This is a genomic window from Agrobacterium sp. GW821-FHT02D03, assembly GCF_059421725.1.
This window is the reverse complement of record NZ_JBWKVN010000001.1, coordinates 1,378,287-1,402,757: the sequence shown is the minus strand read 5'-3', so window position 1 is coordinate 1,402,757 and position 24,471 is coordinate 1,378,287. Positions and strand designations below refer to the sequence as shown.

Below are 24,471 nucleotides of genomic sequence, written 5' to 3'. Positions count from 1 at the left end.
CAGGCCGGATTGCCTGATGAGCCGGTTCGGAACCATTCTCTTGAAGAACCCATTACCCAAGAACCGTTTTCAGGCGGTTCTTGGGTAATCGGTTTCAAACAGAGCGACAACGGGAGAAGGATTTTCCTTCTCCCGCCAGCAATCGCAAGATTACTTAACGTCGACCTTAGCGCCGGCGTCTTCGAGCTTCTTCTTGAGGTCAGCAGCTTCAGCCTTGGAAACAGCTTCCTTGACAGGCTTCGGAGCGCCTTCAACGAGGTCCTTAGCTTCCTTCAGGCCGAGGCCGGTGATAGCGCGGACTTCCTTGATGACGTTGATCTTGTTGGCGCCAGCGTCAACCAGGATAACGTCGAACTCGGTCTTTTCTTCTTCAGGAGCAGCAGCAGCAGCACCGCCGCCAGCAGCAGCAACTGCTACAGGAGCAGCAGCCGAAACGCCCCACTTCTCTTCGAGCAGCTTGGAAAGCTCAGCAGCTTCCAGAACGGTCAGCGAGGAGAGGTCTTCTACGATCTTTGCGAGATCAGCCATTTTTCAGTTCCTTTAATTCGGTTCGAACCGGTTTGAATATTTACAGCGAAAAACCGCCTTAAGCGGCTTCGTCCTTCTTGGAGTAAGCCGAGAACACACGAGCAAGCTGGCTTGCCGGTGCTGCCACAACCGTTGCGATGCGCGTTGCCGGGGCATTGAGAAGGCCCAGCAGCTTTGCACGCAGCTCGTCCAGCGAAGGCAGGGTCGCAAGCGACTTGACTGCATCTGCTGTCAGCGTGGTTGCGCCCATGGCGCCGCCCAGTACAACGACCTTGTCGTTGGTCTTGGCGAAGTCCATGACGACTTTCGGAGCAATCATAGGGTCAGTGCTGTATGCAATCAGCGTCTGTCCCTTGAAGAGATCTGACATCCCTTCCGACTCCGTACCCTGAAGAGCGATCTTGGCCAGGCGGTTCTTCGCGACCTTGACGGTGCCGCCAGCAGCACGCATTTTCGAACGAAAATCGTTCATCTGCGCAACTGTGACACCAGCATAGTGGGCCACGACAACTGAACCGGAAGCCTTGAAGACTTCGTTCAGCTCCGTGACGAATTCGCGTTTTTCCGCTCTTTCCACTGTCTGTCTCCAGTAGATGACTACACATTGAATGTGCACCCATCGGGTTTGCCTTTGCCTCAAGGAATTTCGTTGCCGAAATCCCAAGCGACGCTTGAGGATCCTGTCCCCCGCTCTGTCGCCGCAAACGGCTTCAGGCACAGGCACATCAGGTTCGAACCGGATTATTTAGCATCGTCTCGATGCGAAAATCCGGGCTCTTACCCGTCTCATGCAGGTTGAATGATTAAGGCCAATATCCCGAGAGATACCGACCACCTGCAATCTCGGACAGGAATTCCGGGTTGCCCCGGAAATTTCCGGCCCTTGCGAGCCGGAAATCTGTGTTGCCGCGCCTTATGTGAAGCGCGGCGAATGGATTAGGCCGTAACCGACGAAGGGTCGATCTTGAAGCCCGGGCCCATGGTGGAGGAGATGGCTACGCGCTTGACGTAGTTGCCCTTTGCACCCGTAGGCTTGGCCTTGATGACGGCGTCAGCAAAAGCCTTGATGTTTTCTTCCAGCGCCTTGGCATCGAACGAAGCCTTGCCAACGCCAGCGTGAACGATACCGGCCTTTTCGACGCGGAATTCGACAGCGCCGCCCTTGGAAGCCTTGACGGCACCAGCGACATCCATCGTAACCGTACCGACCTTCGGGTTCGGCATCATGCCGCGCGGGCCGAGAACCTTGCCGAGACGACCGACGAGCGGCATCATGTCAGGGGTCGCGATAACGCGGTCGAAATCGATCTTGCCGCCCTGAACCGTTTCCAGCAGGTCTTCGGCACCAACGATGTCCGCACCAGCAGCCTTGGCTTCGTCAGCCTTGGCGCCACGGGCAAAGACAGCAACGCGAACGTCGCGGCCTGTGCCGTTCGGCAGGTTGACAACGCCACGAACCATCTGGTCGGCGTGACGCGGGTCAACGCCGAGGTTCATTGCAACTTCGATGGTCTCGTCGAACTTGGCGACAGCCCGTTCCTTAACCATCGAAATGGCATCGGTCAGGCCGTAGAGCTTGTTCGGGTCAACACCTTCACGGATCTTCTGTACGCGCTTTGCAAGCTTAGCCATGATCAACCTACCACTTCCAGGCCCATGGCGCGGGCGGAGCCCTCAACCATTGCCATTGCGCCTTCGATATCGGCTGCGTTCAGATCCTTCATCTTGGCTTCTGCGATCGTCTTGACCTGAGCCTTGGTGATGGAGCCGACCTTGGCGCCCTTGCCAGGCGTCTTGGAACCGGAGGTGATCTTAGCTTCCTTCTTCAGCCAATAGGTCATCGGCGGCTGCTTCATTGCGAAGGTGAAGGACTTGTCCTGGTAATAGGTGATGACGACCGGGATCGGCATACCCTTTTCCATTTCCTGCGTGGCGGCATTGAACGCCTTGCAGAATTCCATGATGTTAATGCCACGCTGACCAAGCGCAGGTCCGATTGGCGGGGACGGGTTGGCCGATCCTGCCTTTACCTGCAACTTGAGCTGGCCTGCAACTTTCTTAGCCATTTCTCTCTGCCTTTCAAATCGAACCGGTTGCCCGGTCCATATGCCGGAAAATCCGGCGGCTGCGGTTGCGTGGTTCGACCCCTGCCCCGGCTTAAGAGCCAGACGATCTTCCACGCGTTCTGCGACCGTGGCCGCATTCCATCAGGCTTTCAAAGCAAGTACTTGCTCGACTATCCTGATGTATTTGATGAAGGGCACGAAAGCCCCTCGAAACCTGATCAGACCTTTTCGACCTGATTGTACTCCAGCTCCACCGGAGTAGCGCGACCGAAGATCGAGACCTCGACCTTAAGACGCGAGCGCTCTTCATCGACGTCCTGAACAACACCGTTGAACGATGCAAACGGACCGTCGGAGACGCGAACCTGCTCGCCGATTTCGAACGAGACCGAAGACTTCGGACGCTCGACGCCCTCCTGAACCTGACCGAGAATACGGTCGGCCTCGGAGTCGGGGATCGGAACCGGCTTGTTGTCGGAACCGAGGAAGCCGGTGACTTTCGGCGTATTCTTGATGAGGTGATAAGCCTCATCCGTCAGGTTGGCGCGCACGAGCACGTAACCTGGAAAGAACTTGCGCTCGCTATCGACCTTGCGACCGCGACGCACCTCGACGACCTTTTCAGTCGGAACGAGGATTCTCTCGAACAAATGGTCCAGACCCTTCTGGCGAACCTTTTCTTCGATCGATTCAGCAACCTTCTTCTCGAAATTCGAGTAGGCCTGAACGATATACCAACGCGCTGCCATTATAGTTCTCCGTTCGATTCGTTAGCGGCCGACGTTCAGCACGAGGCTGAGCAACCAGCCGATGAGCTGATCTGCCGCAAAGAAGAACAGAGCCGCAAAAATGACCATGACCAGCACCATTGCCGTGGAAATCATGGTCTCGCGGCGCGATGGCCATGTGATCTTCGACGCTTCGGCGCGCACCTGCTGCAGAAACGTAAACGGATTGGTTTTGGATGCCATTGACTGCCCACGCAATTACGGCGCGTAAAGCCGATACTAATCAGCCCCACGCACCGCGTGTCTGTTTTGACCCTACATAAACGCCGATTCCCATTTTAACAAGAGGAAATCGACATTCGGCGAATTCGCCGGATAACCGGCACCCCATCCGCCATGCAGCGAAGTTGCGCGCTTGCGAGTGAGGAAGTGGCAGGGGCAGAGGGGCTCGAACCCCCGACCTGCGGTTTTGGAGACCGCCGCTCTACCAACTGAGCTATACCCCTTTAAGACCAGCCCAGACTCAGCTTCACGCCTCGCCCGTGCGGTGTGCGCCTCCTTTAAGGCGATGCGCCAAGATTGGCAAGGGTATTTTTGCTTTTTTCCTCGATCCCACGATCCACAGGCAGGCTCAGGAAGAAGACGTGTGAAAACACGCTATCGCATGCGTATAATTAGGTTTACTAAAATATTAACAGAGTATTTACAAAATATAAACGCGCTTAAATAGAAATTTTTGAATATCGGCGTGAACCAAACCGAGTATTGCCTCGTTATGGCATCGTCTTGTTACGTCCGTCTTCAGGCCGCGAGACAAACGCCGCTCGAATGAGTTGTAGCGGCGCTCCAGACTTCATTCTGCTGCAGGAAGATATGATGGCTTCCCGCGCGCTTTCCGGCGGTGCGGGTGTCCAGTCATGCTGGTCGGTCGCATCAGTGCTCCTCGTTCATCTGCGGCTAAGAGACATGATAAATCAACTGCAACATATGAAGACCTCTCTCAAGATCACGATCACCTTCGCGATCCTCATCGTTGTCGCGGCAACGGTCAGCATTCTCAATTATCGCAGCATTCATTTCATCGACAAGACGAATGGCTGGATCCAACACACCAATGAAGTCTACCGGGCGACGAACAGCATTCTCGTTGCTATCGTCAATCAGGAAACGGGATTGCGCGGCTATCTCATCGCCGGCAAGGACGAGTTCCTCGATCCCTATCGTGGCGGGATCAAGGACTACGAAGCTGGACTAGCCAAGGTAAAGGAATTGACTGCGGACAACCCCGCCCAGCAGCAGAGACTTGCTGCGCTTGACGACCAGGCCAGGGCTTGGCGCACAAACATTGCAGAGAAAGAGATTGCGCTTATGCGCAATGCGGCCACCGCCGAGGAGGCAAGAGCGCTCGAGGCTCAAGGTGCGGGCAAATCTTATATGGACAATATCCGCAGCACCATTGGGGCCATTCAGGAAACTGAGCGAGCCCTGATGACGACACGAAACGCAGAGGGCGATGCGGCGGTTACCAATTCAGACTGGGTGAACCTTGCCGGTCTGATCGGCCTTACGGGTTTCGCTCTGTTTGGTGGCTTCGCTCTCTATCGGGGCATTGCCGAACCCGTTGGCAGCTCCACGGTTGTTATGCGCAAGCTCGCCGAAGGCGATCTCGACGTGGATGTCCCCTTCACCGAACTGAAGAACGAACTCGGTGAGATGGCGCGTGCTGTCGAAGTCTTCAAGCAAAACGCCATCAAGGTGCGCGAGATGAACGCCCAGGAGGCAGCGCTGCAGGCAAAGAGCGCAGATCTGCAATCCAATATCGGTGAGGTGGTCTCGGCAGCCGTGGCCGGCGACTTCACCAAGCGCATTACCAAGAACTACAACAATGTCGATCTCGACCGGTTCGCAGCTCAGGTCAACGAGTTGGTCGCCTCCGTCGATCGCGGTGTTGCAGAAACCCGCCGCGTCATCTCCGCCCTTTCGGACGGCGATCTGACGGCTGGCATGCATGGTGACTTCCAGGGTGCTTTTGCCGAACTGCGAGACAACGTCAACCACACCATGGCAAACCTTCGTCACCTGCTCGGCCAGGTTCGCGTCGCAATCGAAACCATCAATGGTGGCGCAGGCGAGATGCGCACAGCGTCCGGCGAGTTGTCCAAGCGCACCGAGCAGCAGGCTGCCTCTCTCGAAGAGACCTCTGCGGCGCTCGAAGAAATCACCGCAGCGGTGAAGAACTCCACCGAGCGCGCCACCGAGGCCAGCCATATGGTCGACGAGGCACGCCGTTCGACCGAACAGTCCAGCGCCGTCGTGCAGAATGCGGTCTCCGCCATGGGCCGCATCGAACAGGCGTCTTGTGAGATTGGCCAGATCATCAACGTAATCGATGAGATTGCCTTCCAGACAAATCTGCTCGCGCTCAACGCGGGCGTCGAAGCAGCGCGCGCTGGGGACGCCGGCAAGGGCTTTGCCGTCGTTGCCCAGGAGGTCCGCGAGCTGGCGCAACGCTCAGCCAACGCTGCGAAGGAAATAAAGACGCTGATCTCCCGCTCCGGCGATGAGGTGCAGTCTGGCGTCAAGCTGGTCACGGCGACGGGCGAAGCCCTCGGCCAGATCCAGAACCATGTGGTCAAGATCAACGAGCACGTCCACTCGATCGCCACCGCAGCTCGGGAGCAGTCCACTGGACTGTCCGAGGTCAACACCGCCGTCAACCATATGGACCAGATGACGCAGCAGAATGCCGCCATGGTGGAGGAGTCGACGGCCTCCTCCAATCGTCTGGCCGATGAGGCATCCAACCTCGCCCGCCTCATCACCCGCTTCAAGCTGGACGATACGGCCCCTGCCCTGCGCGCCGCATCGCACGATGCAACGCCGGTCCTTTCTCCCGCCCGCGCACTGGGCGGCAGGTTGACCAAAGCGTTTGGCGGAAGAACAGCCGTTGCTGCCGCTCCAGGTCAGTGGGAAGAGTTCTGAAAACGATAGTAGCAACGCCGGTCCGCGACGAAGTGGATCGGCAGTGCTGAAAGAATGGATCGTTGAAAGTACATCCGGTGGGGTCGCTCACCGGATGTTTTTGTTTCGACGATCTGAATACGGCATCTGGTCATCTGTCGTTTGAACATAAGAAGATCCCGTGTACCCCAAAAAGCAAAAGCCCCGCTGTCACCAGCGGGGCTTTGTCAAATCCCTTGCGGGAAAAAATTACTCGATGATCGAGGCAACGATGCCGGCGCCGACGGTACGGCCGCCTTCGCGGATAGCGAAGCGCAGCTTTTCTTCCATCGCGATCGGAACGATCAGCTCGACTTCAACCGTGACGTTGTCGCCAGGCATAACCATTTCCGTGCCTTCTGGAAGCGAAACGATACCGGTTACGTCAGTCGTACGGAAGTAGAACTGCGGACGGTAGTTCGTGAAGAACGGCGTATGACGGCCGCCTTCTTCCTTCGTCAGGATGTAGGCTTCTGCCATGAACTTCTTGTGCGGCTTGACCGAACCTGGCTTGCAAAGGATCTGACCACGCTCAACGCCATCGCGCTGTACGCCACGAACCAGTGCACCGATGTTGTCGCCAGCCTGGCCCTGATCGAGCAGCTTGCGGAACATTTCAACGCCGGTAACAGTCGTCTTCGACGTCGCACGGATGCCGACGATTTCGACTTCTTCACCAACCTTGACGATACCACGCTCAACGCGGCCGGTCACAACCGTACCACGACCAGAGATCGAGAACACGTCTTCGATCGGCATCAGGAACGGCTGGTCGATCGGACGCTCAGGCGTCGGGATGTAGGCGTCAACCTGAGCCATCAGCTCGCGGATGGCGTCTTCGCCGATCTTCTTGTCGGAATCTTCAAGAGCAGCAAGTGCCGAACCCTTGACGATCGGAATGTCGTCGCCTGGGAAGTCGTAGGACGACAGAAGTTCGCGAACTTCAAGCTCGACGAGCTCCAGAAGTTCTGCGTCGTCAACCTGGTCGACCTTGTTGAGGAACACGACGATCGCCGGAACGCCAACCTGGCGAGCAAGCAGAATGTGCTCGCGCGTCTGCGGCATCGGGCCGTCAGCAGCAGAGCAAACCAGGATCGCGCCGTCCATCTGCGCAGCACCGGTGATCATGTTCTTCACGTAGTCGGCGTGGCCGGGGCAGTCAACGTGAGCGTAGTGACGGTTCGGCGTCTCATACTCAACGTGTGCCGTCGAAATCGTGATACCACGAGCCTTCTCTTCAGGAGCCGCGTCGATCTGGTCGTACGCCTTGAACTCGCCGAAGTACTTCGTGATCGCGGCAGTCAAAGACGTCTTGCCGTGGTCAACGTGACCGATCGTGCCGATGTTGACGTGCGGCTTATTCCGCTCAAACTTGCTCTTTGCCATGTGAATTGCTTCCTGTGAACGTGAAGTAGTTTTCCCGGCGAACCGGTTTGGTGTCGCCGTTTAAGGCTTTGTAACCGAATGCGCAAGACTTAATTGTCGACGCGTGGAATCGGCAGCCAAAAGCAGCTCGATTGCCGGCATATGGGGATGTTTCACCGCGTTATCAACCACTTTAAGGAGCCCGTGACGCGGCTGAAGGTCCGTTACTCTTTACCTCGATCCAATTCCTGTCATATTGCCAGCCGAAATCGCCAGGGGGAAACGGCGATTGAAACACGCTCTAGCGCTCTTCACACATCACTTCGGCGTCGCTTTTCGCGCGGCCCTTTGCCTACGCTTCGGGATATAGAATGGAAATCTTTACAGCAGCTGGCTTCACCGCCTTTCTACAGGTGATCGCGATCGACCTGGTTCTCGCAGGTGATAACGCCATCGTCATCGGTCTGGCCGCCGCAGGCCTTCCTGCTCATCTGCGCCGCAAGGCGATCCTCGTCGGCATCATCGCCGCAACCGTGCTGCGCATCGCCTTTGCGGCGCTCACAGTTCAGTTGCTTGCAATCGTCGGCCTCCAGCTTTTCGGCGGGCTCCTGCTCGTCTGGGTGTGCTGGAAGATGTGGAGCGAACTTCGCGAACAAAACGCGTCTGCAGGAGACACGGTCACCGATGCGGAAGCCGATCTGACCAAGGGTCACAAGACGTTCTTCCAGGCCGCCACCCAGATCGTCATTGCCGACGTCTCCATGTCGCTGGACAATGTTCTGGCCGTTGCCGGTGCCGCACAGGACCACGTGACTGTCCTCATCATCGGCCTCGTCGTGTCGATCGCGCTGATGGGCCTTGCCGCAAACTTCGTTGCCAAGCTGCTCCACCGCTATCGCTGGATTTCCTATGTCGGCCTCGCCGTCATCGTCTACGTCGCGCTCAACATGCTCTATCATGGCGCTGTCGAAGTCTGGCCTTACGTCCAGCCCTACTTCAGCTAACCGAGCAGGACCGCTCTCTCAATAATAATAAGGAGCCCGAAACCGAATCTCTCGGGCTTCTCATCTCCATCGAAAGCGAAGGAGACCAGGACTGTATCCGCCAAATTGATTCTTCGCGGCCGCATAAAGCGGCTCTAAAACAAGCCAAAGAACTCGCCTGTCCCTTCTGGTGATTGCCGTCAGCTTCACGCAAGCATAGAAGACCACTACTTTAGACATAACGAATAACCAAAAGGATGTCTGAACCCATGGCCTATGACTGGTCCGGCGGCCGTACACGGCGCTCTCGACAGTTAAAGATTGGCGCAGCACTCACCTTCATGCTGTTGGCCGCGTTGGTTGCGCAGTTCGTCTACTACACCGCGAGCTAAACCCCGAAGAAAATGCTGCGGCCTTTGGCAAGACCGCAGCCCATCCCAGCCAGACGTACGTTTGTCCAAGCGCTCGAAAGAGTCTTCTATATCCTGACAGTGCTGCAGTTCCTGCACCCGAACAGCACGTCTAATCCCAAAGCCTCTACACCTGCCGAAGTAGTAGGGAGACGTCGAGTCACATACTCTCCTCACATTTCCTCAGACCTGAAATTCCAAGGAGGATAGACGCCACTCGGGGCGCTCCACCGTGACCTCTTCGAAGTCAGACATGGACGACAGGCTGCTAAGGTTGAGATCATCCGTTCAGTGCTGCGGCGGGAATCAGGCAGACAATGTCTCCTGATTGAAAATCGAATCGCAGAACGCCTCAGCGCAAAACATCGACGTCATCTGCAATCGAACAAAATCTATGTATGGGATGCATGTGTGGAGCGGGTAGCGGGAATCGAACCCGCGTATTCAGCTTGGAAGGCTGCTGCTCTACCATTGAGCTATACCCGCGGCGGTGATTTCGATCCGTGCAGAATGGTGGAGGGAGTTGGATTTGAACCAACGTAGGCTGAGCCAACGGATTTACAGTCCGTCCCCTTTAACCACTCGGGCATCCCTCCAGTATTCTGCGAGGATCAAGCGACCAAGCTTAGTCCAGATGTCCGTTCGGCGCTGCGCCGTTCGTCGTCTGTGGCCGCGTATATGACGGCCCTTCATCGTTCTGTCAACACGATGCGTGTCGAAAATTCAGGAAAAAATTCGAGCAGTGTCAAAGCCCTGTGGATGGCGCCAGCTCATGCGGTGGGGACTGGTGCGGATGACCAGGCAGCGATATAAGGCGACATGAGCAAAGACGATCCCAACGACAAATCCACCCGCGACACGCACTATGCCAACCTCCGACGCGCGGTGCGCGACGGTAAGCGTGAGCGCGGAGAAATCCCCACGCCGCCGCAGCAAAAGCGCCGCAACAAGGGCGCAGATGACTGGAAGCCGCCGCAGCTTGGCGCCGATCAGATCTATCTTTATGGCCTCCACACGGTGCGCGCTGCCCTTGCCAATAAGGAACGGCAGATCATCAAGCTGTCCGTGACGCAAAACGCTTTCGCACGACTGGAAATCGGCGAAGCCGCCGCCCAGCCCTTCCCGGTCGAGATGGTTGCACCGCAGGACATCGATAAGGTTCTTGGCCCTGACGCCATCCACCAGGGCGTGATGCTGGAAACCCGGCCGCTGCCGGTGCGCAAACTTTCAGCCTTGAAGGACAGCCCGCTGATCCTGGTTCTCGATCAGGTCACCGATCCGCACAATGTCGGCGCCATCATGCGCTCGGCCGTCGCCTTCAATGCCGGTGCCCTGATCACCACAATGCGCCACAGCCCGACCGAATCCGGCGTGCTGGCAAAATCCGCCTCCGGCGCGCTGGAAATGATCCCCTATATCCAGATCACCAATCTCGCCGATGCGCTGGGTGAACTTCACAAGCTCGGCTTCACCTCCATCGGCCTCGACTCCGAAGGCCCCGCCCCCATTGAGCAGACCTTCAGCGGCGACAAGATTGCCTTGGTTCTCGGTGCCGAAGGCAAAGGCCTGCGCCAGAAGACGCGCGAAACCGTCACGCATCTGGCGCGCCTCGACATGCCCGGTGAAATCAAGTCGCTGAACGTCTCGAATGCGGCCGCCATCGCGCTTTATGCAACGCGGCAGTTTTTGACGAAGGCGTGAGAGACTGCCCGGCGGAGCGAGCAAAGATGGTGGGCATGGATCGCTGCTGCGTCACCGGATACGCGATCGCCAAGGTTGGATAAGCCGCGCCACTGACGCGGCTGGTCCCGAACGGATCGAGGCCTTCTTTGCCGGGCGCGGCTATGACATGCATCGTCACGACACATATGCAATCGGCTGTACGCTGTCCGGCGTCCAGAGCTTTCGGTATCGCGGCGCTGTGTGCAACAGCCTTCCCGGCGGAACGATCGTACTGCACCCGGATGAGCCGCATGATGGGCAGGCGGGGACGGATGACGGATTTCATTACCGCATCGCCTATGTGGAACCGTCCGAGATCCAGGCCGTGCTCGGTGGGCGTCCACTTCCCTTCATCCAGGGTGGCATATCGGCAGATCTCAGGCTGCTTTCAGTGGCAAGCCGAATCCTGCGCGACGTAGACGATCCGATCGAGCCCTTCGAATATGAAGACGCTCTCTTCGAGCTTGCCAACGCCCTTGAGGCTGCAGCCAACCGGGTCTCCCTCCGCCAGCGGAGGCTGGTGAACTACGCCGCCGCAGAGATCGCCCGGCAATACCTTGCCGAGAGACCGGAGGCCGTGACGCTCGAACAACTTGAAACCATCTGTGGTCAAGACCGGTGGAGCCTGTCGCGCGACTTTCGCGCTCTCTTCGGCACGAGCCCCTATCGCTACCTCACGATGCGACGTCTGGGTGCCGTGAAGACATTGTTGCGTGACGGGTCCGGCCTGGCGGATGCCGCGTTTTCGGCGGGCTTTGCCGACCAGAGCCATATGACGCGCCAGTTCTCAAAGGCCTTCGGCGTATCGCCGGGACGGTGGCTCACGTTGACACGAGAGGCGCGGTAGGGCTGCAAGATCGTTCAAGACGTTCAGGGCCTCTGTGGCTAGGGTCGACCTTCAACAAGGAAGACCACCATGACCAAGACTTACGCACCCATTCGCTTCCCCGAAAAATTCGATCTGTTGACAGAACGCTGGCAACCCCGCGTCGTCGCGGAAATGAACGACTACCAGTTCAAGATCGCGCGTCTGCAGGGCGACTTCATATGGCATCACCACGCCGACACCGACGAGACCTTCATTGTTCTGGAAGGCATACTTCGCATTGATTTTCGTGACGGAGAGGTCACGCTGCAGGCCGGAGAGATGTTCGTGGTGAAAAAGGGCGTCGAGCACAAGCCCTTCGCCGAGGACGAAGTCAAACTACTCCTGATCGAGCCCAGAGGCGTCCTCAATACCGGAGAGCAGAGGCATGAGAGAACAGCAGAGAACGACGTCTGGATTTAGAGCTTGGCTCCCTTCCATGCACAGTTATCGATACAACAAAAGCGGTGCTCCTTTTCACGCGACATGTTGTAAGCTCCTTCGACCTTAGAATCGCACGACTTCGAACAGCCATGGAGAGACAACCCAATGAACCAAGCCCCCAAGCCCACCGGTGAACTGACGCTTCGCACGCTGGCCATGCCGGCCGATGCCAACCCGGCAGGGGATATTTTTGGGGGCTGGGTCATGTCTCAGATGGACTTGGCAAGCGGCATTCGTGCTGCCGAACGGGCGCGCTGTCGCGTGGTGACGGCGGCGGTGAAGGAAATGGCCTTTGAGCTTCCCGTCAAGATCGGTGACACGCTGTCCATCTATACCGATATCACCCGCACCGGGCGCACCTCGATCACCCTTTGCGTCGAGGCATGGGCGCAGCGCTCACGCTACGACAAGCTGGAGAAGGTCACGGCTGGCACCTTCATCATGGTTGCCATGGATGAAAACGGTACGCCAACGCCGCTTCCGCCGCTGAATTCGGTCGAAACTATCGAGGTCTGAGACCCACTGCCGCCCTCGGGCCACGTTGGGATAGCCACGGGATAGCTTGATCTCGCTTCCCGGCACGCCTCATCAGTCCATTACCGATCTAGCATCGCCCCTTCGGACTCGCGATCGAGTCCGAAGGGGCGATGTTTTCACTTTGCCTTATCTCCCAATCATAGCTCATTGACAGAGAATTAGCCCTTGCTATGTTGCAGTGCAGCGACGTGGAGAGCCTGATGACGGACACAGTGACGCGACCGACCCTGTCGGAACGAACCGATGCAAAAATACGAGAAGTTCTGACCGGAGAGCGACGCGGTGTCGGCTCGCTGCTGCTCTTTGCTGGACCGGCTGTCGTTGCCTCAATCGCCTATATGGACCCTGGCAATTTCGCAACCAACATCCAAGCGGGCTCCGGCTATGGCTATTCGCTGCTATGGGTCGTGCTGATGGCGAATCTGATCGCCATGATGTTCCAGGCTCTATCGGCCAAACTCGGCATCGTCACCGGACGCAATCTGGCGGAGATGTGCCACGACCAGTTCTCCACACCCGTCAGAATCGTCATGTGGATTGTCAGCGAAATCGCAGCCATGGCGACCGATCTGGCAGAATTCCTTGGCGGTGCGATCGGTCTGTCATTGCTCTTCGGCATGCCGCTGCTCGCCGGCATGGCGGTCACGGCCGTCGTCACCTATGGTATTCTTCTCTTCGATGGGCGCGGTTTCCGCCCCATGGAGCTGATCATCGGGGCTTTGGTCTCCGTTATCGGCATTTGCTATGTCATCGAGATGTTCATCGCACCGGTTGACTGGGCGGCAGCCGGTCTCGGCGTGATTACACCCTCCATGCCGGATGCGGCGGCGCTGACGATCTCGGTCGGCATTATCGGAGCGACGGTCATGCCCCACGCGCTCTATCTCCATTCGGGCCTCACACAGCATCGTGCCACGGCCCGCAACGACGCCGAGCGAAAGACACTCCTGCGCTTTTCCAACTGGGAATGCGTCATCGCCCTTGCCGTCGCAGGGATGGTCAACATGGCGATGGTAATCATGGCGGCGGCGGCTTTCCATGCCGGCCATACGGATGTCGCCGAGATCGAAACCGCCTATCACACGCTCACGCCATTGCTGGGCGGCGCCGCGGCCATGGTATTCCTCATTTCACTGATGGCCTCGGGCATGTCGTCTTCCGCCGTCGGCACCATGGCGGGGCAGATGATCATGCAAGGTTTCGTCGGTTTCCATATCCCGATCTGGCTGCGCCGCCTTGTCACCATGCTGCCGGCATTTGTCGTCGTGCTGATGGGCGTCAACACCACCGATGCGCTGGTCTACAGCCAGGTCGTGCTGTCCTTCGCCCTGCCGATTCCAATGATCGCGCTCGTCATGTTCACCCGCAATCCCGCGATCATGGGCAGCTTCGCCAACAAGCGGTTGCTCGACATCGCAGCGATCGTAGGCACCGTCATCATCCTGTGCCTCAACGCGGTGCTGCTGCTTCAGACCTTCGGCGTTCCGGTCCCAGGCCTGGGCTGAGAGCATTTCATCAATACTCTGGAAATTCACAGGCTATATGAGATGATCATAAAGCATCTCGCGCAAAAGTGTGCAGCGGTTTTGCGATGACGAGATGCGACAGAACAAAGAACGAAAGCGTAAGGCGCGAATCTGAAGGATCGCGACACGCTTCAAAGCATGTCGCGCAAAAGTGCTCACCGGTTTTGCGATAACGACACGCGACAAAACAAAGAACGGAAGCGTGAAGAGTCTCGACCGATGAAGCAGCCCATCCCCAATGAAAGCCGACTGTCTTCCACCGAGGTGGAAACGCATGCCGAAGCTTTTCAGAAAAGCCGGGAGGCACGTCGCAGCGAACTCATGGAAGACTATGTCGAGCTGATCGCTGACCTGATCGAGCATTCCGGTGAGGCACGTCAGATCGATATTGCGCAACGTCTCGGCGTCAAGCAGCCAACTGCCGCCAAGATGCTGAAGCGCCTCGCTGAAGAAGGACTGATCACGCAGCGGCGCTATCGCGGCATTTTCCTCACCGAAGATGGCCAGCAATTGGCCGAGCAGACGAGACGGCGCCACGAGATCGTCGAAGCGTTCCTATGCCGTCTTGGCGTCGATCCGGATACGGCACGGGCCGATGCCGAAGGAATTGAGCACCATGTCAGCGAAAAGACGCTGAAGGCGTTCCAACGCTTTCTCGAAAAAGAGTAGAGACCCCCGATCCGATCGAACGCCGCTCATATCTTGAGGTAGGCCGACGATCTGTCGAAAGACAGTCCCGGAAAAATACCATTGGTCAGGGCTTCGCTACCGACATCGAACTGACGATAGAGCATGGCGGCAGCGACTTCGCGCACGTCGCCGGTCGGCATCAGGTCGCGATCGTCCAGCAACTTGCCGTCACCGAGGCCCGGCCATTTGCCAAGAACACGACCGCCCTGAATGCCGCCGCCTGCGAGAATGGCGACGCCGCCCGTGCCATGGTCGGTTCCACCAGTGCCGTTCTCCCTCGCCGTGCGGCCAAATTCCGTCATTGCGAGGATCGTAGTCTTCTTCCACACATCGGGCCCAAGGGCATCTTTCAGCGTCGTCAAGGCAATGGTCAGATCCTTCACCGTGCGCGCAAACTGCGCCTTCTGCCCCGCATGCGTGTCCCAGCCATCAACAGAAAAGCTGGCGATACGATAGTCCTCGCGCAGCATGCCGCCAGCAAGCTTGGCAATATCGCGAATGCCCTGCCCGCGCTTCTCATCCTGAAACAATTGCTCGGCCGCCATATCGGTGCGCAGCGCTTCGGCCAGCACCCGGCTGAACTCCGCGTCATTGGCATAGAGCCGCTTGAAGAAACCGACTTCATCGGCCGCCATCGTCATGTTGGAGCTAGAGGCCCAGACATCCGCCTCGTTCGGCCCCGATAGAATGAGCTCCATCGATGTGTTGATATCGATTGCCTTGCGATCTTCGGATCGCGGGATGGCAGACAGCGCCCGGTTCAGCCATCCGGTGCGTTCGCCGTGCACCGCCTCCGCGCCGCTTTCGAGCATGTCCTGCCCATCGAAATGGCTGCGCTGGTCGCGATAGGGCGTCGACACCGCATGGACGAAGGCCAATTCCTTCGCCTGCCACATCGGCATCAGCGCCTCTGCCGCAGGGTTCAGGCCGAAATGCCCGTCGAGATCGATCAGACCGTCATCGGGCTTCAGCGCCAATGTCGGGCGAAATTGGGCAAAGGCGGGGTCGCCATAGGGCTGCACCAGATCGAGCCCGTCCATCGCACCACGCAGAACGATCGTCACGAAGCGGTTTTCGCCCGGCATTGCGGCAAAGCTGACCGGAGAGAAAGCGGGCACGGCGGCCGCACAGCAAGCGGTCATCAAGAAGCCGCGGCGGCTCAACATCATATCCTGAGAGAAGGCCATGTCCTATCTCCTGTTGAATTCGGGGGAAGACAGCGCCAGCGTCAAACCGCTGACCCTGTTCGGCGCCTGCCCAACCACACGGATCGTGTCGTCGCGCGCCTGATCGGCCAACGACACTTCAAGAAGCTTTTTCGGCTCCATATCCTTGCCGAGCGCGCCGGATGCCTTTCGCGCCCACAGAATGCGCTCGCTCATCTGGCTGGGCGAAAGCCACGAGGCAACGCCCTCCTCGAAGCCCGCGGGGCTCGGGGGCTGCCACACCGGCTGGCCCATGCGGCGAAGGGCTGCCACCGTCAGCGTCCGGGCAAGGCTTGCCTTCGGCTTTGGCAATTGCGCCGGATCGGAAGGCATCGCCGTTTTCATTTCCGCAGTCGGCTTCTCCATCGCCATCTGCGCGCCATCGCCTTGCATGGCGGGCGCCATGTCATCGCTTGCGCTCTTCAATGCCTGCTGAGCTGCAGCCGCCACCGGAGTATCGAAGGGCGTGTAGCTATCATCACCATCCGGAGACATGCGCTCGCGCCAGTTCTTCCTGGTGATGCCGAAAGCGCGAAGTCCGGAGACGACATAGTCGAAAGGCAGCTTCATCTTGGCACCGGGCTCCTGCCAGGCGCGCGGATGGTTGAGCATGGCGGCATAGACCTTCGCCAGATTGCCGTCGCTCGCCTTCCACTCTTCGACCATCGCGGCAATCACGTCCGGCGGCGGATTGTCGGCGATGAAGTGGGCCACGAGTTTGCGGCAGATATGCTGCGCCGTTTCCGGTCGGCTTGCCAGATCGTCCAGCATGACGAGACAGTCATCCGCCGATCTGGGGTCGCCACCGTAGTTGACGCCGAGCACCTTGATCTCTCCCGGTTCTGCCATGCGGGGGCGAAACATCATCTCGTAATGATCGTCCACGGTCATGCCCGTCAGCACCAGCGCCGCGGAGCGCACATCGGTCTGCGTATAACCGCTGCCCGCACCCATGGTGTGCAACTCGATCAGCTCGCGACCGAGATTTTCATTCAGGCCCTTCTTCCGATTTGTCGCCGCTGCCGATTGCGGGCCAGTCGATTGCGCCTGATCGAGATAAATCAGCATGGCCGGATGCAGAACCGATGCCTGCAACAGATCGCGAAACGATCCCGCAAGATGCGGGCGAATGGCTTCGACCTCATAGAGCGGCGTGATCATTCGCATCGGGAAAGATTTGTGCGCATTGACGGAGAAATGGTCGAACCAGAAGGCGGCCAGCCGCTCGTGAAACCCATAGGGTGAGAAGGCCGCCTGAAGCACCCGGGCAAGACTATCGCGCTGGAAGCTCTGCTCGGCCTTGCGCTGCAATTGCTGGCGCGCCGCGCGATCAGTCTCGGCATCATTGTCTTTCTTGGCGATCTTCAGCGCCTCGAACCCCTTGGCGAGGTCGTCTGCCCTTTGCCGCGCATCGAAGGCACCACCAATGGGAAAGAAGCTTTCCTTCAAAGGCGCGTCCACGAGCTGCACCAGCAGATCGTCCGTGTTTCGGCTGAGTATCTGGTCCGGCGCAAGACCGTAACCATAGCGGATCGCCGCCATCGTTGGAGAAAACGGAGCCATGCCTGCCACTCCTGCCAACTATCGAGAGCAGGAGAATCCCAGTCAATTCCGGCAAAAAACGTGCAGAACGGCGGCATTTTGCCGACATGGACAATTTGTAATCCGCGCTCGGGACGCTTGCCTTCGCCGATGCAGAGGCCTACCCTCGAACGAAACGTAGAAGGAGTTTTATGCGCAGAGGTTAAATCCGCACCACCCCGGCGGTCTCATGGCTGGTTCGATCGCGAGCCGGCTCGACTCTGCGTATATCCACTACGGAACAATCATGAAAAACGATCCATTCAAAATCCGCCGCTACCGGCCTGCGGATAACACACCGCTTTCGTCAATCTGGTACGAGGCATCCGTCCAGGCACATGCCTTCCTCGGAGAAGAGCGGCTATCACAACAACAAGCGCTCGTCCAAGCCACCTACCTGCCCCAGGCAGAAACATGGGTAGCTTGTGTCGATGACACACCCATCGGCTTCATCGGCCTGATCGATGACTACATTGGCGGGCTCTTCGTCTCCACGGCCTATCAGGGCAAGGGTATCGGCGCAGCATTGCTCGCCCATGCCTTTGGCTTGAAGGGGAACCTGTCTTTGACAGTATACGCCAATAATCAAGCCGCGCACCGCTTCTATCATCACCACGGCTTTCACGACGTCTCGCGCCACTCTGTGGATGACGAGGGTCTACCCTTCCCGATCATCCGCATGAGCAGTGAAGTTTAGATCGTCGATCGTGGCGCAGGTCTTCCTGCGCCGCCTTTGTCGCAGTGACATCGTGGCGAAACTGTGCCACTGGATTCGCCATGAAGCTTATTCGCAGCATCATGCAGGATCGCGGTTCGGCTGGCGCTGTCGCAGTGCTGGCCCTACTGCTTTTTCTGCTGCAAGGCCTTGCGAATGGCGTTGCCCATGGGAGCATGGCGGCCACGGTCCTTGCCGCCGATGACATCATCTGTGCCGCTCATATGCCGGATGCCGGGACGCAGAAGCAATCGCCCGCGGAGAAGCTCGCCAATAGCTGCTGCGGCACACTCTGCCGCCTTGCCTCCACATCTTTTACCGCCCTGCTCGCAAGCCCGACCGAGATTGCCGGGCGCATCGTTCCGCATGTTCACGTCACCTTGTGGCGCTGGAATGAAAACAAGATCGCTGCGCCGCCAACGCGCGAGCAGCAGCCACGCGGCCCCCCCTCTTTGTCTCACGCATGATCCAGCGCGCTTTTCCCGAACAAGGGAAGGCGCGGAGCACAATCAGCCTCCTTGCTGGCCACGGGCGTATCGTGCCGAAATTGCCTCAAATGCTCACGGCGATTTTTGCGATCCGACCTCTGTGTTGAAATCTCCAGCGGGTACGTCGCCGACAGGATAGATGCGACTGCCTGCACCGTTTTGCGGAGCCAAGAATGTCCATCAGCAGCACCTCCTTGGGTGAGCGCGTGAGCGCGCCCTCATCGCTCAATCTTTATCGCGCCGTCTGGCGCTGGCATTTTTACGCCGGTCTCTTCGTCCTGCCATTCATGATCACGCTCGCCGTCACCGGCGGGCTTTACCTCTTCAAGGATGAGTTGGATAACGCCATCCATGCCAACCTGAAGCGGGTGACCGTGGTGGAGAACGCCACCGCTGCCCTACCCTCCACGATCATTGCCAACGCTGTGGCGGCTGTACCCGGCACCGCCGTCAAACTCACCAAACCCGCCGATCCCGGTGCGTCGACAGAGGTCACCGTCAGCACGCCGGAGGGCAAGCGCGCCGTTTATGTGAATGGCTATACGGGAGAAGTCCTCGGCTCCCTGCCGGATCGCGGCACCGTCATGTGGACGATCCGCACTCTCCACAGCCTCAAATATTTCGGCACCTATGCCCGCTATCTGATCGAGATCGCCGCAGGCTGGTCGATCCTGCTGGTGGCCACCGGCATCTATCTCTGGTGGCCGCGCAACCAGACCGGCGGCGTGGTGTCGGTTCGCGGCACGCCGAAGAAGCGGGTCTTCTGGCGGGATATGCACGCCGTTACCGGCATCTTCGTCGGCGCCTTCATCGTCTTCCTTGCCGTCACCGGCATGCCGTGGTCCGGCGTCTGGGGCGCGAAGGTCAATGAATGGGCCAATGGCAACAATTTCGGTTATCCGGCAGGCGTGCGTGTCGATGTGCCGATGTCGGGCAATAGGCTCAACGATGTGTCGAAAACCTCATGGTCGCTGGAGCAGGCAAAGATACCGACCTCCGAAGGTCACGACCATGGTCAGCACATGCAGCCCGCGAACGCCATGCCCATGGACCACACGGCCATGAACCACGATCAGGCCAACCAGATGCTAGCCCCCATCGGCATCGACAAGGCCGTCGCGCGCTTCGATGAACTCGGCCTCGCAGCCGGTTATGCCGTGGCGCTTCCGACAAAGCCGGAAGGCGTCTATAGCGGATCGGTTTACCCCGATGACCTTTCCAAACAGCGGGTCATCCATCTGGATCAATATACCGGCAAACCACTGATCGACATGCGCTACGCCGATTACGGTCCGCTCGGTCGCGGGCTGGAATGGGGCATCAACGTGCATATGGGCCAGCAATTCGGCCTTGCGAACCAGATCGTGCTGGCGCTTGCCTGCCTCGCCATCATCCTGCTCGCCGTGTCCGGCGGCGTCATGTGGTGGAAGCGCCGCCCCAAGGGCTCGCTCGGCGTTCCACCCATGCCGCAGAGCAAAGGCACGCTTTACGGGCTTGCCGCAATGCTCGCAGTGGGCGGAATCATCTTTCCGCTGGTCGGTGCGAGCCTGATCGTCATGCTTCTCCTGGATCTCGCGGTGCAGAAGCTCGGAAAGCGAAGAAAGACCGCCGCAACATCCTGAACCGATCCTTGGCTCGAGTGACGAGAGATAAGCGTCACCCGAGTCTATAGGCCTTGCAGACACGATCGTCCGTCGTGCGATAGGTGCGAAACCCGATGGCTTCGTAATAGGCCTGCCCCATATCATTATCGGCGCCAATACTGGCGTCGATATCCTTCAGACCGAAGGCCTCCGCAGCCTCGAGCGTTGCCCTGAACAGCGCCTTACCCGCACCCTTTCGCGCCGCGAACGGGCTGACATGCGTGCCGATAATGCCCCAGCCTTCTGCCACGCCGTATGGATTGCCGGCAGCGGTGGTAAGCTTCAACGACTGGAAGCCAAGAATGCGCCCGTCTTCATCGACGGCGACCGTACAGGCGATCCGGTCGGGGTCCGAAATATAGGTGTTCGCGACAGTCTCGACATCCGTCGGCGTCTTGCGCAGCCCCGCCGCGAAAATCTCGTTCTGCACCGCCGCCATTCCCTCGGCATCATCTATCGTTGCGGGACGGGTGATCATGGCACTACCTCTTTTCTGCAAGCTTATGGACCTGTGCGCGCGGGCGCGTTCCGAGGACGACCGCCGGAGCAGGCACGGATTGCTCGTGCGCAAGCCGACATATGGCATGAAGCGCTGGTAAAAGGAAAAAGGAAAAGCCAGGATTGGGAGGTGCTTGCAGTCGGATGGCGACACGTCCCAATGCGGTTTTCTTAAGGTGTACCACCCTTCTTGCCTGGTGGCGGTCGCCTGTTCCGATTTGATATGTCTGCTTTGTGCATCTTCGAACAAAGCGGAACACAAATGTGACGCACCTCAAAAAGGTGCTTCAAAGCCGCAGAAAACGCGGAAGCCAGCATCTTGTTCCAACAGGGTATCGTTGCCTTTTTGTACTCATTTTTTCACGCGCACCTCTTCCTTTTGGGGTTTAAGCGCTCCATATTCTGCCCATGGCCAGATCACCGAAAAAATCCTCCGAAAGCTCCCGCTCCAATGGTTTTGAAGAGATGCCCCAGGCGTCCTTCGAAGGCGCTCCCCTCTCCGGCTCTGTTGCCGATTGGGTGAAGCAGCTGGAAGCGGAAGCCGAAGCGACCTCCGTGGAGACCCAGCGCGAAGTCGCCTCCAAGGCAGGCAAGCATCGCAAGAAGATCGAAATCGAAGCGCGCAAGGAAGCGGAAAAGGCTGCCGCCAAGGCGAGCAAGACGCCGACGGCGTCCAAGACATCACGCGGCGTTTCCATCGGTGGCTCATCCGATCCGAAAACGCGCGCCGCCGCTGGCCTCAACCCCGTAGCCGGCATGGATGTCTCTCTGGAAGACGCCAAGTCGCTGGCGCCCGGTGCGGTCACGGCCACGGTGGATGCGCTCTCCAAGTTGATCGAAAGCGGCAATCCCCTGTTCAAGGATGGCAAGCTGTGGACGCCGCACCGTCCTGTCCGCCCGCCGAAATCCGAAGGCGGCATCGCCATCGAAATGGTCACGGAGTACAAGCCCTCTGGTGACCAGCCCACCGCGATCGCCGATCTGGTGGAGGGCATCAATTCCGGCGACCGTTCGCAGGTTCTGCTCGGCGTCACCGGCTCGGGCAAGACCTTCACCATGGCCAAGGTCATCGAGGCGACGCAGCGCCCGGCGGTCATCCTGGCGCCCAACAAGACGCTGGCCGCCCAGCTCTATTCCGAGTTCAAAAACTTCTTCCCCAACAACGCGGTCGAGTACTTCGTCTCCTATTACGACTACTACCAACCGGAAGCCTATGTGCCGCGCTCGGACACCTATATCGAGAAGGAATCCTCGATCAACGAACAGATCGACCGGATGCGCCACGCCGCCACCCGCGCGATTCTGGAGCGAGACGACTGCATCATCGTTGCCTCCGTCTCCTGCATTTACGGTATCGGCTCGGTGGAAACCTACACCGCCATGACCTTCCAGATGCAGGTGGGCGACAAGCTGGACCAGCGCCAGCTGCTGGCCGACCTCGTGGCACAGCAATACAAGCGGCGCGACATGGATTTCCAGCGCGGCTCCTTCCGCGTGCGCGGCGATACGATCGAGCTTTTCCCTGCCCACTTGGAAGATGCCGCCTGGCGCATTTCCATGTGGGGAGACGAGATCGAGAGCATCACCGAATTCGATCCGCTGACCGGCCAGAAGACCGGCGATCTGCAATCGGTGAAGATCTACGCCAACTCGCACTATGTGACCCCGCGCCCGACTCTGAACGGCGCAATCAAGTCGATCAAGGAAGAGCTGAAGCATCGCCTGGCCGAGTTGGAAAAAGCGGGCCGTCTTTTGGAAGCGCAGCGCCTGGAACAGCGCACCCGCTACGATATCGAAATGCTGGAGGCCACCGGCTCCTGCAACGGCATCGAAAACTATTCGCGCTACCTGACGGGCCGCACCCCCGGCGAGCCGCCGCCGACCCTGTTTGAATATATTCCGGACAATGCCCTGATCTTCATCGACGAATCCCACGTCACCATTCCGCAGATCGGCGGCATGTATCGGGGCGACTTCCGCCGCAAGGCGACGCTGGCCGAATACGGTTTCCGCCTGCCCTCCTGCATGGACAACCGCCCGCTTCGCTTTGAGGAGTGGGACGCCATGCGCCCGCAGACAGTCTCCGTATCCGCCACGCCCGGCGGCTGGGAGCTGGAACAATCCGGCGGCGTCTTTGCCGAACAGGTCATCCGCCCGACGGGTCTTATCGATCCGCCGGTGGAAGTGCGCTCCGCCCGCACACAGGTGGACGACGTTCTCGGCGAAATCCGCGAGACCGCCGCCAAGGGCTATCGCACGCTCTGCACCGTGCTGACCAAGCGCATGGCGGAAGACCTGACCGAATATCTGCACGAACAGGGCGTGCGTGTGCGCTACATGCACTCCGACATCGACACGCTCGAGCGCATCGAAATCATCCGCGACCTGCGTCTTGGCGCCTTCGACGTGCTGGTCGGCATCAACCTGCTGCGCGAAGGTCTGGACATTCCAGAATGCGCCTTCGTTGCCATTCTGGATGCGGACAAGGAAGGCTTCCTGCGGTCCGAAACCTCGCTCGTCCAGACGATCGGTCGCGCCGCGCGTAACGTCGATGGTAAGGTCATCCTCTATGCGGACAACATTACCGGTTCGATGAAGCGGGCGATGGAAGAAACCAGCCGCCGCCGTGAAAAGCAGATGGCCTATAACGAAGAACACGGCATCACGCCGGAATCGGTCAAGGCGAAGATCTCCGATATTCTTGATTCAGTTTATGAACGCGACCACGTAAGGGCCGATATTTCCGGCGTTTCCGGCAAGGGCTTCGCCGATGGCGGCCATCTCGTCGGCAACAATCTCCAGGCGCATCTCAACGCCATGGAAAAACAGATGCGCGATGCTGCAGCCGATCTCGACTTCGAGAAGGCCGCTCGCCTGCGCGACGAAATCAAGCGCCTCAAAGCCGCCGAACTCGCCGCCATGGACGATCCCATTGCGAAAGACGAGGCACGATCACAAGAGGGCGGAAGCAGGTCCAGAAAAACTGGATCGAGCGCCAGCCGCGGGTCGATCTCCCCTGTTGATGGGCAGATGTCCGGCAGCACAGGTGAGGACAGCCCGAGCACGCCGGAAAAATCCCTCTTCGCCAAACCCTCGCTGGACGACATGGGCCCTGGCACAGACATGGTGAAGCCGCTCTTCCGCAAGAACACGCTGGATGAAATGACCGTCGGCCGCACGGAAAAACCCGTCCGCGGCGCGACGCCGGAAAAACCGACAACCGAATCCGGCAAGCGCTTTTCGCCGCTTCTGGAAGGTCAGCCGGAACGCGCAACCGGCGACAAGGACGATCCACGCCCGCTCAAACGCGGCAAGGTCGGCGTCGGCTCCTATGAAGACCCCGGCGAACAAAAGCGCAAGGGCCGCACCAAGGGCAAGACGGGCAGACCGGGGCAATAGTCCACACGCGGACAGAACGCGGGAACTTTCAAGCGCGCGACTTCATTCCCGTTGCGCGCAATGAAACGGAAGGAGAAG

At 58.8% G+C, this 24,471-nt stretch carries 23 protein-coding genes and 3 tRNA genes; 13 read left to right on the top strand and 13 right to left on the bottom strand.

Annotated features, from left to right (window positions below):
- Positions 1-150 precede the first annotated feature (150 nt).
- The 7 genes from rplL to AC07U5_RS06490 form a co-directional block, all read right to left on the bottom strand.
- On the bottom strand, positions 151-528 hold the full coding sequence (gene rplL, locus AC07U5_RS06520; protein ID WP_062425171.1) for a 50S ribosomal protein L7/L12: 378 nt from the start codon (positions 526-528) through the stop codon (positions 151-153).
- 58 nt (positions 529-586) lie between these two features.
- Entirely contained in the window at positions 587-1,105 is a 519-nt protein-coding gene (rplJ, locus tag AC07U5_RS06515; RefSeq protein ID WP_062425172.1) for a 50S ribosomal protein L10, read from the bottom strand.
- A 359-nt stretch (positions 1,106-1,464) separates the two neighbouring features.
- Positions 1,465-2,160, bottom strand: coding sequence for a 50S ribosomal protein L1 (gene rplA / locus AC07U5_RS06510; RefSeq protein WP_062425173.1), 696 nt, complete (start codon positions 2,158-2,160; stop codon positions 1,465-1,467).
- Between the two features lie 2 nt (positions 2,161-2,162).
- Complete coding sequence (gene rplK, locus AC07U5_RS06505; RefSeq protein ID WP_006316435.1) at positions 2,163-2,594, bottom strand: 50S ribosomal protein L11; 432 nt, start codon at positions 2,592-2,594, stop codon at positions 2,163-2,165.
- Positions 2,595-2,812: 218 nt separating this feature from the next.
- Complete coding sequence (gene nusG / locus AC07U5_RS06500; RefSeq protein WP_062425174.1) at positions 2,813-3,343, bottom strand: transcription termination/antitermination protein NusG; 531 nt, start codon at positions 3,341-3,343, stop codon at positions 2,813-2,815.
- 21 nt (positions 3,344-3,364) lie between these two features.
- Positions 3,365-3,565 (bottom strand): preprotein translocase subunit SecE, encoded by a 201-nt coding sequence (gene secE, locus AC07U5_RS06495; protein ID WP_003523719.1) that lies wholly within the window; start codon positions 3,563-3,565, stop codon positions 3,365-3,367.
- Positions 3,566-3,752: 187 nt separating this feature from the next.
- Positions 3,753-3,828 (bottom strand) — tRNA-Trp (locus AC07U5_RS06490).
- Between the two features lie 370 nt (positions 3,829-4,198).
- On the opposite strand from AC07U5_RS06490, the gene AC07U5_RS06485 reads away from it, so the two are divergent.
- Positions 4,199-6,304 carry a methyl-accepting chemotaxis protein gene (locus AC07U5_RS06485; RefSeq protein WP_494722587.1) on the top strand — a complete coding sequence of 702 codons (2,106 nt, stop codon included), beginning with the start codon at positions 4,199-4,201 and terminating at the stop codon, positions 6,302-6,304.
- 228 nt (positions 6,305-6,532) lie between these two features.
- Here the strand turns inward: AC07U5_RS06485 and tuf are convergent, their stop codons facing one another.
- A complete protein-coding gene (gene tuf / locus AC07U5_RS06480; RefSeq protein WP_111851116.1) occupies positions 6,533-7,708 on the bottom strand; it encodes an elongation factor Tu in 1,176 nt (391 codons plus the stop codon).
- A 350-nt stretch (positions 7,709-8,058) separates the two neighbouring features.
- Between tuf and AC07U5_RS06475 the strand changes: the two genes are divergently transcribed.
- On the top strand, positions 8,059-8,691 hold the full coding sequence (locus AC07U5_RS06475; protein ID WP_062426609.1) for a TerC family protein: 633 nt from the start codon (positions 8,059-8,061) through the stop codon (positions 8,689-8,691).
- Between the two features lie 236 nt (positions 8,692-8,927).
- Positions 8,928-9,062 (top strand): hypothetical protein, encoded by a 135-nt coding sequence (locus tag AC07U5_RS06470; protein ID WP_272865792.1) that lies wholly within the window; start codon positions 8,928-8,930, stop codon positions 9,060-9,062.
- Positions 9,063-9,492: 430 nt separating this feature from the next.
- Here AC07U5_RS06470 and AC07U5_RS06465 read toward each other — a convergent pair.
- Both AC07U5_RS06465 and AC07U5_RS06460 read right to left on the bottom strand, forming a co-directional pair.
- Positions 9,493-9,566, bottom strand: a tRNA-Gly gene (locus AC07U5_RS06465).
- Between the two features lie 25 nt (positions 9,567-9,591).
- Positions 9,592-9,676: transfer RNA gene (locus AC07U5_RS06460), tRNA-Tyr, on the bottom strand.
- A 223-nt stretch (positions 9,677-9,899) separates the two neighbouring features.
- On the opposite strand from AC07U5_RS06460, the gene AC07U5_RS06455 reads away from it, so the two are divergent.
- The 6 genes from AC07U5_RS06455 to mntR all read left to right on the top strand — a co-directional run bounded on the left by AC07U5_RS06455 (position 9,900) and on the right by mntR (position 14,843).
- Entirely contained in the window at positions 9,900-10,781 is an 882-nt protein-coding gene (locus tag AC07U5_RS06455; RefSeq protein ID WP_494722586.1) for a TrmH family RNA methyltransferase, read from the top strand.
- 4 nt (positions 10,782-10,785) lie between these two features.
- Positions 10,786-11,649 (top strand): helix-turn-helix domain-containing protein, encoded by an 864-nt coding sequence (locus tag AC07U5_RS06450; RefSeq protein ID WP_494723266.1) that lies wholly within the window; start codon positions 10,786-10,788, stop codon positions 11,647-11,649.
- A 69-nt stretch (positions 11,650-11,718) separates the two neighbouring features.
- Entirely contained in the window at positions 11,719-12,090 is a 372-nt protein-coding gene (locus AC07U5_RS06445) for a cupin domain-containing protein (RefSeq protein ID WP_111847010.1), read from the top strand.
- A 126-nt stretch (positions 12,091-12,216) separates the two neighbouring features.
- On the top strand, positions 12,217-12,627 hold the full coding sequence (locus AC07U5_RS06440; protein WP_062598528.1) for an acyl-CoA thioesterase: 411 nt from the start codon (positions 12,217-12,219) through the stop codon (positions 12,625-12,627).
- 221 nt (positions 12,628-12,848) lie between these two features.
- Entirely contained in the window at positions 12,849-14,153 is a 1,305-nt protein-coding gene (locus tag AC07U5_RS06435; protein WP_333631829.1) for an Nramp family divalent metal transporter, read from the top strand.
- Positions 14,154-14,393: 240 nt separating this feature from the next.
- Positions 14,394-14,843: a manganese-binding transcriptional regulator MntR gene (mntR, locus tag AC07U5_RS06430; protein ID WP_494722585.1), complete on the top strand. Its 450-nt coding sequence runs from the start codon at positions 14,394-14,396 to the stop codon at positions 14,841-14,843.
- Between the two features lie 26 nt (positions 14,844-14,869).
- On the opposite strand, the gene AC07U5_RS06425 is transcribed toward mntR, so the two are convergent.
- Both AC07U5_RS06425 and AC07U5_RS06420 read right to left on the bottom strand, forming a co-directional pair.
- Entirely contained in the window at positions 14,870-16,051 is a 1,182-nt protein-coding gene (locus tag AC07U5_RS06425) for a DUF1501 domain-containing protein (protein ID WP_130979456.1), read from the bottom strand.
- 3 nt (positions 16,052-16,054) lie between these two features.
- The gene (locus AC07U5_RS06420; RefSeq protein WP_494722584.1) at positions 16,055-17,632 is read right to left on the bottom strand and encodes a DUF1800 domain-containing protein; all 1,578 of its coding nucleotides are present in this window, start codon (positions 17,630-17,632) and stop codon (positions 16,055-16,057) included.
- Between the two features lie 265 nt (positions 17,633-17,897).
- Between AC07U5_RS06420 and AC07U5_RS06415 the strand changes: the two genes are divergently transcribed.
- From AC07U5_RS06415 to AC07U5_RS06405, 3 genes are all read left to right on the top strand, one after another.
- Positions 17,898-18,347 carry a GNAT family N-acetyltransferase gene (locus AC07U5_RS06415; RefSeq protein ID WP_494722583.1) on the top strand — a complete coding sequence of 150 codons (450 nt, stop codon included), beginning with the start codon at positions 17,898-17,900 and terminating at the stop codon, positions 18,345-18,347.
- An 80-nt stretch (positions 18,348-18,427) separates the two neighbouring features.
- The gene (locus AC07U5_RS06410; protein ID WP_494722582.1) at positions 18,428-18,832 is read left to right on the top strand and encodes a DUF2946 family protein; all 405 of its coding nucleotides are present in this window, start codon (positions 18,428-18,430) and stop codon (positions 18,830-18,832) included.
- Positions 18,833-19,026: 194 nt separating this feature from the next.
- Complete coding sequence (locus tag AC07U5_RS06405; protein ID WP_494722581.1) at positions 19,027-20,475, top strand: PepSY-associated TM helix domain-containing protein; 1,449 nt, start codon at positions 19,027-19,029, stop codon at positions 20,473-20,475.
- 34 nt (positions 20,476-20,509) lie between these two features.
- Here AC07U5_RS06405 and AC07U5_RS06400 read toward each other — a convergent pair whose 3' ends face one another.
- Positions 20,510-20,974, bottom strand: coding sequence for a GNAT family N-acetyltransferase (locus AC07U5_RS06400; RefSeq protein WP_494722580.1), 465 nt, complete (start codon positions 20,972-20,974; stop codon positions 20,510-20,512).
- A gap of 428 nt (positions 20,975-21,402) precedes the next feature.
- Between AC07U5_RS06400 and uvrB the strand changes: the two genes are divergently transcribed.
- Positions 21,403-24,393 carry an excinuclease ABC subunit UvrB gene (uvrB, locus tag AC07U5_RS06395; RefSeq protein ID WP_494722579.1) on the top strand — a complete coding sequence of 997 codons (2,991 nt, stop codon included), beginning with the start codon at positions 21,403-21,405 and terminating at the stop codon, positions 24,391-24,393.
- Positions 24,394-24,471 lie beyond the last annotated feature (78 nt).